The 9,417-nt window shown below is 72.6% G+C and carries 3 protein-coding genes and 2 pseudogenes; 1 reads left to right on the top strand and 4 read right to left on the bottom strand.

Going from position 1 to position 9,417, the window contains the following annotated elements; all coding sequences use genetic code 11:
- Positions 1–599 (bottom strand): annotated as a pseudogene (locus E2651_RS36805) (hypothetical protein); the annotation flags it as partial.
- Positions 596–4,066, bottom strand: coding sequence for a CDP-glycerol glycerophosphotransferase family protein (locus E2651_RS36800; protein WP_135335614.1), 3,471 nt, complete (start codon positions 4,064–4,066; stop codon positions 596–598). The gene E2651_RS36800 and the pseudogene E2651_RS36805, both read right to left, overlap by 4 nt.
- Before the next feature lie 186 nt (positions 4,067–4,252).
- Between E2651_RS36800 and E2651_RS36795 the strand changes: the two genes are divergently transcribed.
- Positions 4,253–6,349, top strand: coding sequence for a bifunctional glycosyltransferase family 2 protein/CDP-glycerol:glycerophosphate glycerophosphotransferase (locus tag E2651_RS36795; protein WP_135335613.1), 2,097 nt, complete (start codon positions 4,253–4,255; stop codon positions 6,347–6,349).
- Here the strand turns inward: E2651_RS36795 and E2651_RS36790 are convergent.
- Together E2651_RS36790 and E2651_RS44345 are read right to left on the bottom strand one after the other, a co-directional pair.
- Complete coding sequence (locus E2651_RS36790) at positions 6,331–9,156, bottom strand: stealth conserved region 3 domain-containing protein (RefSeq protein ID WP_135335612.1); 2,826 nt, start codon at positions 9,154–9,156, stop codon at positions 6,331–6,333. The two genes, E2651_RS36795 and E2651_RS36790, sit on opposite strands and share 19 nt — an antisense overlap.
- Positions 9,157–9,190: 34 nt before the next feature.
- A pseudogene (locus E2651_RS44345) lies at positions 9,191–9,417 on the bottom strand (hypothetical protein); the annotation flags it as partial.

The raw sequence follows: 9,417 nt of genomic DNA, 5'->3' as shown, positions 1-9,417 counted from the left end.
ACCCCCCGAGGCGACCCCGCCGGCGACCCCGCCCACGCCCACGCCCAGAACGCCAGGCCGATCGCGAACGTCGACGGGTAGGCGAGGTTGCCCGTCATCGACATCAGGCCCAGATAGCCGCTCCACCACGCCATCCGCGTGCCCCACAGCACCACCATCGCGAACAGGGCGAACACCGGCGCCCATTGACGGGGCGTCAGGACCTTCACGAAGCGGCCGATGCCCGTGAGCAGCACCAGCAGGTTCAGCGGTCCCGCCAGCTTCACGACCTCCCAGCCCGCGAGGCCCGTCAGGCGGGCGAAGGCGCCCTGCGCCACCGCGTACGGCGAGTAGTACGGGCTGCCCGCGCCCGGCAGGTCCGCCATCGGGTGGCGGGGGTGCAGGAGATCGGCCTTGAGGCGCTCCACGACCGCCGCGTGCTGGCCGAAGTCGCAGCACATCGGCACCCGCCAGAAGGCGAGCGACATCACCAGCCAGAAGAGACCGCCGAAGACGAAGTACGGGCTCGGCCGCCACCGCCTGCCGCCGTACAGGGCCGTCGCGCCCCGCAGCGGCCGCCGGGTGCGGCCCCCGGTCGGCGTGGTCGTCGTGGCGGTCATCGCATCAGCCTCTCCGCGACACGGGCCGCGGCCCGCCCGTCGTCGAGGTCGCAGTAGGCCTCGCGGAACGCCGCGTACGCCTCCGCGTGCCGTGCGGTGATGGCGTCCAGGTCGCGCAGGGCCTCGACGACCTCGCCGGTGGAGGCGAGCAGCGGTCCCGGGGCGCGGGTCTCGAAGTCGAGGTAGAAGCCGCGGACCGTGTCGCGGTAGTGCTCCAGGTCGTAGGCGTGGAAGAGCATCGGGCGGCCGGTGTGCGCGAAGTCGAACATCAGCGAGGAGTAGTCCGTCACCAACACGTCCGCGATCAGGAGCAGTTCGGCCGTGCGCGGATGCGAGGAGACATCGCGGACGAAGGGCGCGTCGGCTCCCGGCAGGCGGCCAGCCGTCAGCGGATGCTTGCGTACGAGCAGGACGTGGTCGTCGCCGAGCACGTCCCGCGCCGCGCGGAGGTCGAGCGCGGGCTCGTAGCGGAACCGGCCGGGGGAGCAGGCGAGATGGTCCCGGTAGGTCGGCGCGTACAGGACGATCCGCTTGCCGGGCCCGATGCCGAGATCGCGGCGGACGCGCTCGGCGGTCTTGTCGCGGTCGTCGGCGAAGAGCATGTCGTTGCGCGGGGAGCCCGCCTCCAGGACCTCGCCGTCGTAGGCGAGTGCGCGTCCCAGGTGGGGCGTAGAGAAGCGGTTGGGGGAGACGAGCACGTCCCACTGGCGGGAGAGCCTGGGCAGCAGGTCGAGGTGGCCGTGGTCGGCGTAGAGGGTGTCGGTGAGGTCGGTGCCGATGCGCTTGAGGGGCGCGCCGTTCCAGGTCTGTACGACGGTCTGGCCGTCCCGGCGCTCGAAGAAGTCGGGCAGATGGCCCGCCGTGACGATGCGGCGGCAGCGGGCGAGCGCCTCGTACCAGTCGGCGCTGTGCTCCTCCACGCCCTTCGCCCCGAGGGGTACGCGGGTCTGCTGGTCGTGCGTGACCCACAGGTGCTCCACGTCGGCGCCGCGCCGCACCAGCTCCTCGTGGACCGCGCGCGGCGAGTCCCCGTCGAAGTAGAGCACCGCTTCGCGCAGCGGCCGGGCGCGCTGGTGCGGATAGTGCGCGGTACGCAGCCGGTGCTGCCGGTAGGCCCCGCGCTCGGCGCGCGCGAGCACCGACCCCGCCTCGACGAGCAGCCGGTCACCGAACCGCCGGTCGACGGTGAACTCCCGTCCGTCGACGGTCTGGTGGAGGGGGAAGGCGGCGGAGACGGAGGCGAGCAGCCGCACGGGGGTGCCGTCCTCGTCGTGCGCCCCGCCCCGCGTCGTGTCCCGCTCCCGCAGGAACGCGTACCACCGTCCCTCCCGCAGCGCCCCGCCCCCCGGCGCGACCACCGCCCGGAAGCGCCCCGCGGTGCGCTCCACCGGCACCGTCAGCTCCTCGTCGCGGCCGCTGTGCCGCAGGACGAGTTCGGCGGGGCCCCAGCTGGCGTCGGCCAGCGTGCCCTCGAGCGTCAGGGTGCCGTCCGCGCCCCAGGCGATCCGGTCGGCGATCGGCTGCCGGGTCAGCTCGACGACCAGCTGGCCCTGGTCGTTGGCGGACGCGCACAGCTCACGGCCCGCGCGCGAGGCGTACCGTCCCGGTGGCAGGCCGAGCACCGCCGCGAGGGACTTCAGCTTGCCGTCCGGCAGGACCAGGTTGGCCTGCCAGCGGTCGCCGTGCGGGGGCTCGACGCCCTTGGGGGCGAGGTGCGGGGTCGGCGCGACGCCCTCCAGGTCCGCGAGGCGCACCCGGACGTCGAAGCGGTCGCCGGTCAGCGTCACGGGGTAGTCGAACTCGGCCGCCGAGTGCTTGTGGGTGAGGCGCAGGGCGGCCGGGCGCAGATGGCTGGGGAGATGGCCGCTGAGGACCACGTCGTCGCCGTCCGCGTGATGGGCGTCCACCCGTGCCACGTAATCCTGGATGCGAAGGACCAGACGGTTCTTGCTGAAGCCGAGGACGAGGCGCAGCCCGTCGCCCAGTTCGCGTACGACGGACTGGGCGGCCGAGCCGTCCAGCGGGCGCACGGCCGCCCGCCGCACCGAGCCGTGGCCGGCGACGACCACGCCGAGCAGCCAGTTCCCCGGACGCCAGGCGCCGCCGGTCTTCAGCTGCTCCGGGTCGATGGTCAGCTCGAACCCGGAGAGGTCGTAGCAGTGCAGCTGCTGCCGGGAGTTCTCGGTGGCCTGCGGCGCGGCGACCGTCCGCGTGGCGACCTTCCTGAACTGCCCTTTGCTGTGCGCCGACTTGAGGACCGCGGCCTTGACGGAGTGGCCGGGGCGGGTCGCCTCCAGGTTGCGCACATACGCGTAACCGCTGATCCGCAGCAGCCCGTCGTCGCCCCAACTCGCCTCGCTCACCCGGGAGATGACGGGCAGCTCGCGCCGCCCGAGCCGGGCCAGCTCCTGCGGCACCCGGATGTGACCGCCCGAGCTCTTCGGGTACGCGGCGCTGCGCCGCAGCACGCCGCGGACCTGGAAGGCACTTCCGTTGCGCTGCTCGAAGGTGAGCAGGTCGATCAGGTCCTCGGTGCGTCCTTCGCGTACGAGATGCCACTTGACGCGCAGGGCGACCGGAAGTCTGGTGAGGACACCCGGATCGGCGCGGCGCACGAACGCGGCGGCGTCCTTCATGAACGCGGCGCGGTACTCGGGGCCGCCCATCGGGAGTCCCTCGAGGAAGTACACGAAGTCGTCGCGCAGGCAGGAGATGTCGTACGTCCTGCGCATCTCGGGGTCGTGCTCGGCGAGGAACCTGCTGACGTGCGCGCAGGCGGCGATGCGGTCGCGGACGCCCTTGACGTCGGTGCGCCGCCGGGTGATCGAGCCCTCGCGCACCCGCCAGTAGTAGACGTGGTCGCTCAGCACGTCGACCGAGTCCGCGAGGAAGTGCGCGGGGATCATGACGGGGGTGTCCTCGTAGAGCTTGCCCTCGGGGAAGGTGAAGGCGTGCCGGTCCCAGAAGGCGCGGCGGAAGACCTTGTTCCAGGCGACGCGGTCGGCGAGGAGGTCCAGGTCGCGGCTGATGTGGGTGCGCGAGCGGGGCTCGGTCAGCCATTTGTACTGCCAGGCCTGTTGCCGCCCGCGTTCGCCAAGACGCCAGACGTTGCCGCTCGCGAAGTCGGACCCGGTGGAGTCCAGGCTCGCGGTCATCCGCGCGTACGCGTCGTGCGGGACGATGTCGTCGCTGTCGACGAAGGTCAGGTACTCGGCGGTCGGGGTCGCGCGGCGCACCCCGGTGTTGCGGGCCGCGCTGAGCCCCGCGTTCGGCTGGCGCACATAGACGAACCGCGGATCCTTCGCGGCGAACTCACGCGCGATCCGCGGGCTGCCGTCCGTCGAGCCGTCGTCGACGAGCACGGCCTCCAGGTCGGCCATGGTCTGCCCGGCGATCGACTCCAGGCACTCCTCCAGAAAGTCTTCGACGTTGTAGATGGGCACGACCACGCTGAGACGGGGCTGCACGGCGACCGGCCTTTCGTACGCTCCCAGGGATGGGAGTAAGCATGGGAGCAATCATGGGAATACGGGCGTATTCATCCCCTTTGCCCCCTCCGAGCCCTTTCTCGTCAATTTCTTTGCCCTGCTTCACCCCAATGAGTGAGGGAGGGTCTTCGACAGGCCGTGTCCAGCTGGCTACCGTCAGTGCCCATGTCGCGCTTCTCGGTTGTCGTCCCCGCCCATCGCGTCCAGGGCTACCTGCGGGAATGCCTGGACTCCGTGCTTGACCAGAGCTTCGGTGACCTGGAGCTGATCGTCGTGGACGACGCGTCGCCCGACGCGTCCGCCGCGATCGCCGCGCAGTGTGCGGAGCGCGACCCGCGCGTGCAACTCGTCCGCGCCCCCGCGCAGGCCGGTGCGGGACCGGCCCGCAACATCGGCGCGGACCGCGCCACCGGCACCTACCTCCTCTTCCTCGACGGCGACGACCTGCTGCTGCCGGGCGCCCTCGAGGCGATCGCGGCCGCCCTCGACCGCGCGGACGACCCGGACGTGCTGCTCACTGGCCACGACCGCGTCGACTGGTGGGAGAACGTGCGCGCGGGCGGCGACGACCTGACCGGCGACCCCGTGGCCGTCACCGTGGCCGCCTGGAACCGTGTCTTCCGGCGCGTCTTCTGGCAGCGGCACCGCCTGACGTTCAGCGACGGTCCTTACGAGGACGTGATCCCCGTACACCGCGCGACCCTCGCGGCGGGCGCCCGCGTCGCCGCGCTCGACGAGCCCTGTGTGCGCTGGCGCGAGCGGCGCGGCGGCAGCTTCGCCAAGTCGCCGGGGCGGGCGCACTTCGCGGTCGTCGGGCGCTACGAGGAACTGCTCTCCGCCGCCGACCCGGCAGGCCGTGAGCGGCTCCTGCCGCACGCCGCCGCGCATCTGCTCGCCGTGCTCGACGACCCCGGCCGCATCGCGCCGGGCGACCGCCGCGACTTCTTCCGCGCGGCGTCCCGCCTGTACCGCACCTACGCGACCGCGCCCCCCGCCGCCGCGGGCGAGCAGGCCCTGGCCGCCGCCTCGTACGCCGCCCACGAGACGCAGCGCAAGCGGGCCTCCCGGCGCGGGGGCGTCGCCCGGCAGCTCAAGCGGCAGAAGAAGAAGCTCCGCGCCCGCGCCATGCGCGTCACCTACGCCACCGACCTGCGCCGCCCCCTCGACCCGCGGCTCGCGGTGTACGGCGCGTACTGGAACCGCGGCATCTCCTGCAATCCGGCCGCCATCCACGCCAAGGCCCGCGAACTGGCCCCGCACATCAAGGGGGTGTGGGTGGTCTCGAGCCGCAACAAGCACCGGGTGCCCGACGGCGTCGAGTACGTCATCGAAGGCTCACGGAGCTACTGGCAGACGATGGCCCGCGCCACCTACCTGATCAACAACTCCAGCTTCCCCGGCGGCTTCACCAAACGCCCCGGCCAGGTCTACCTCCAGACCCACCACGGCACCCCGCTCAAGAAGATGGGCCTGGACCAGCGCCGCTACCCGGCCGGCACGCACGGCATCAGCTTCCAGAAGGTCCTCGACCACACCGACCAGTGGGACCTCAGCCTCTCCGCCAACCCGCACTCCACGGAGGTCTGGGAGCGGGTCTACCCCTCGACGTCGTACGAGTCCCTGGAGGCCGGCTATCCGCGCAACGACGTCTACTTCACGGCGGGGGAGAGCGAAGTCGTCAGGATCCGCGAGGAGTTGGGGGTCGCGGACGGCCGGACGGTGCTGCTCTACGCGCCCACCCACCGCGACTACCAGAAGGGCTTCCTGCCCCGCCTCGACCTGGAGCGCTTCGTGCGCGCGCTCGGCCCCTCGTACGTCGTGCTCGTGCGCGCCCACTACTTCTACGGCGCCGAAGCGGGCCTGCGCGCACACCCCCGGCTCATCGACGTCACCGGGCACGCGCGCGTGGAGGACCTGTGCCTGGCCGCCGACGCCCTGGTCACGGACTACTCGTCGCTGATGTTCGACTACGCCTGCCTGGACCGCCCGATCGTCACGTACGCCCCCGACTGGCAGGCGTACCGCCTCGCCCGCGGCACGTACTTCGACCTGCTCTCCGGGCGGCCGGGGGAGACGCCGGGAGCCGTCGCCACGAACGAGGGCGAGCTGATCGAGCTGTTCCGGGGCGGGAGTTGGGACGGGGAGGAGGCGGCGGGTCTGCGGTCCGCGTTCCGCGAGCGGTTCTGTCCGTACGACGACGGGGGCGCCGCCGGGCGGGTGGTGCGGCGGCTGTTCCTCGAAGGTCAGGCGCCCCGCTCGTAGGGCGAGCGGACGGGGAAGTAGGCGGTCAGGAAGGACCGGACGGCGAGTGCCATCTCCTCGTCGGACAGTTCGCTGTCCGGGGACTCGCCGATGCAGAAGGCCGTCTTGGCCCTGCTCTGGAGCAGTTGGCCCAGGCGGGAGTGGTCCTCGCGCCTGCCGATGTCCACGAAGTCGTACGTGATCTCACCCGGCACCGCGCGGCCGGTGAGATACGCGTAGTGGTGGTGCAGGGACGACACGAGCGCGAGGTCGCCGTTCGAGCGGAACCGGCTGCGGGCGGTCGCTTCCAGCTCGTCCGCGAACCGCTCCGTGAGCTCGGCGAGGACGCCGCGGTGCAGGGCGTAGGGCGCGTGGAAGAAGCTGTGCGTCGCCGTCCTGCCGAACTCGCGGCGCAGCAGCTCGCGGTTGTTCTTCGCCGCCGCCAGATAGCCCTCGTCGTCCGGTGAGACCGGAAGGGCGGGCACGGAGGCCGTGGACCAGAAGAAGCGGGCCGTGCCGGAGCTGAGGAAGAAGGTGTCCGGGGTGGTGGGGCGGCCCAGGAACATGTCGTCGTTGAAGTAGAGGAAGTGCTCCGACAGGCCCTCGATGCGGTGTAGTTGGCTCTCGATGGCGTGCGAGTTGAAGGTGGGGAGCGCGGCGTCCGGGTCGGCGAAGAGGTCGCGGTGGTCGACCACCGTCACGTCCGGGTGGTCCGCGTTCAGCCAGGAGGGCGTCTGGCCCGCCGTGACGAGGTAGATGTGCCGGATCCACGGGGCGTACATCGCCAACGAGCGCAGTGAGTAACGGAGTTCGTCGCGGTTGCGGAAGCGGACCGCGCCGTGGTCGGCGGACGAGCCGTCGTCGGGGCCGCCGAGCGCGGCCTCGCGGCGGGCGCGCCACTCGGGGTCGGAGTCGTCGACCCAGGTGTAGACCGCGTCGACGGGGAAGTCGACGTCGCCCATGAGGAGTTGGGCGAAGACATCGAGGGTCGGGTAGGTGCGGCCGGCGACGCGCAGGGTCGCGGTGGGGGTGAGCGAGGGGAGTTCGGCCCCGGCGAGGGTGGTGTCGAAGGGGGCGCGGCGGGTGTCGGACCCGGGGTCCAGGCGCGGCCAGAACGCCACCGTGCAGGCCTGGCCGGCGCCGTGCCGCAGCGAGAGCGTCGTCGTGGTCACCGGCTTGAAGACCCTGACGCCCGCGACCTCGCCGATGCGGTCGAGGCGTTCGGCGAGCACCACTCCGGGGGCCGCGTCGCGCGGGTTGACCAGTTCGGCGTAGACGGGCTGGCCGTGCAGGGACCCGGCGAGCGCCTTGAGGGCGCCGTCGCGCTCGTCGTCGGCCACGGCGAGGGTGTGCGCGGTGCCGTCGGTGCGGACGAGGACGTAGGGGATGTCCTGCGCCTCCAGGGCGGTGGCGGTGAGTTCGAGGTTCCAGTCGCTCATGTCGGGCGCGAGCACGTCGTCGCGCCGCTCGGCGAGGCGGCCCACCGAGCGGATGAGCAGGCCGCCGGTGTCGGCGGCGGCGATCTCGTCCTCGCGGGCGCGCTCGTCGGCGTCGGGGGCGGCGTCCAGGGTGTACGGGGTCGTCGGGCGGAAGCGGCTGCCGCCGGACGCGACGCCGAGCGCCACCCGGTCCGCCCGGTCCCGCAGCCGCTCGGGGGCGGCACGGCGGGCCACGAGCCGGGAGTACAGCTCCTGCCAGCGCGCGGTGACCTCGGCGGAGGAGAAACGGGCGTAGACGCCTTCGCGCGCGGCACGGGCGTAGCAGCGCCGGGTCTCCGGGTCGCCCATCAACCCGCGCATCGCGGCGGCCAGTTCACCCACCTCGCCGGGCGGTACGAGCAGTCCGTCCACGCGGTGCCTGACGATTTCGGCGGGCCCCGTCAGGACGTCGTACGCGACGACGGGCACGCCGGCCGCGAGCGCCTCGAGCAGCACCAGCGGGAACGCCTCGTTGTGCCCGGCGGTCATCAGGCTGAGCCCCGCCTTGGCCCACTCGGCGGCCATGTCCTGGCAGGGGCCGAGGAGTTCGACGCGGTCCTGCAGGCCGAAGCCGTCGACCAGGCGGCGCAGCTGCTGCTCGCGGTGGCCGCCGCCGAAGATCCGCAGCGTCCAGTCCGGATGGGCGTCGGCGAGCTCGGCGAAGGCCCGTACGGCGTGATCGACGCGCTTCTCGCCGGTGAGCCGCGCGGCCATGACGATGACCTTGCTCTCGCCGTCGGCGCGCGGCCGGAAGCCGTCGGGCACGGCGTTCGGGATGACCGTGAGCTCGGGGGCGGTGGCGCCCAGGGACTCCGCGATCCAGTCACGGGTGCGGTCGGTGAGGGTGACCAGGGCGTCCAGGCGCGGCGCGTGAAGGAGCAGGGGTTCGCCGGAGGGGCCGCGGCGCTGGGTCGGGCGGTGCTCCTGGTGCACGGTGACGACATGGGCGGGGAGCAGCTCGACGGCGGCGGCCATCAGGGCGGGCGTGGTGGTGACCAGGACGTCGGTGTCCAGGGTGGCGAGGGCGGCGGCCATCTCGATGTCGGAGAGCCGGTCGAACGCGGGCTCCCAGGACGGCCTGATCAGCTCGCTGGGCAGCGCGGCCAGGGTCCGGCACGCCGCCTCGTCGAGGCGCGAGCCGCGCACGGGCCGCTCGGGGGACGCGGTGCGGTCCACCAGATAGCGGACGGGGAGGCTGCGGGCCTCGGGGAAGAACGGCTCGGGGCGGGTCCGGAAGACGGAGATGACCTCGACATCGTGCCGGTCCGCCAGATGCTGCGCCTGGGTGTAGGTGGCCAGCTCGGTGCCGCCCATCTCGTCGCCCCAGCCGAGGAGGTACGTGATCTTCATGAGCTCTCCTGAGTGAGGCCCGGTCCGGACCCCGTCATGACGTCTGATCCGTGATGTCCCAACAAGTGACCGCGAACGCCCCGGACTTGGTGAAGTGCGCGTGCGCCCGGACGAGGGAGCCGCCGGGCAGGGCGAAGACGCGGAAGGGGGTGGGGCAGGCGGTGGCGGGATCGCTTACGTCGTGGAGGCGGCGCCCCAGGGGCAGCGGGCCGTCGCCCGCGTCCGTGTCGCCCTCCACGTGGAAGTCCCACACCCACTGGC

Origin of the sequence: Streptomyces sp. MZ04 (assembly GCF_004684775.1) — a bacterium.
GTDB lineage: Bacteria > Actinomycetota > Actinomycetes > Streptomycetales > Streptomycetaceae > Streptomyces.
This window is presented reverse-complemented; position numbering and strand designations above follow the sequence as displayed.

What these genes read in the sequence shown, in the direction of transcription:
- E2651_RS36795 (WP_135335613.1), top strand. Translation starts at nt 4,253, where the DNA reads ATGTCGCGCTTCTCGGTTGTCGTCCCCGCCCATCGCGTCCAGGGCTAC.
- E2651_RS36790 (WP_135335612.1), bottom strand. Translation starts at nt 9,156, where the DNA reads ATGAAGATCACGTACCTCCTCGGCTGGGGCGACGAGATGGGCGGCACC.